This is a genomic window from Caviibacter abscessus (assembly GCF_001517835.1).
Lineage (GTDB): Bacteria > Fusobacteriota > Fusobacteriia > Fusobacteriales > Leptotrichiaceae > Caviibacter > Caviibacter abscessus.
This window is the reverse complement of record NZ_LOQG01000021.1, coordinates 1-320: the sequence shown is the minus strand read 5'-3', so window position 1 is coordinate 320 and position 320 is coordinate 1. Positions and strand designations below refer to the sequence as shown.

Annotated in this window: 1 protein-coding gene; it reads right to left on the bottom strand. The window is 35.3% G+C overall.

Annotated elements, in window-relative coordinates:
• A partial coding sequence (locus AWT63_RS03245) for an EF-Tu/IF-2/RF-3 family GTPase (protein ID WP_269431480.1) occupies positions 1–320 on the bottom strand: 320 nt, incomplete at both ends.

Below are 320 nucleotides of genomic sequence, written 5' to 3'. Positions count from 1 at the left end.
TCTTCTTTTGTCAATACGTAAATTTCTCCCTTAAATTCTGTATGTGGTGTTATTGATCCTGGTTTTGCTAATACTTGTCCTCTTTCTACTTCTTCTTTCTTTATTCCTCTTAATAATGCTCCTACATTATCTCCTGCTTCTCCTTGATCTAACAGTTTTCTAAACATTTCTATCCCTGTTACTGTTGTTTTCGCTGTATCCTTTATCCCTACTATCTCTACTTCTTCTCCAACCTTTACTATTCCTCTTTCAATTCTTCCTGTTACTACTGTTCCTCTTCCTGTTATTGTCATTACATCCTCTATTGGCATTAGGAATGG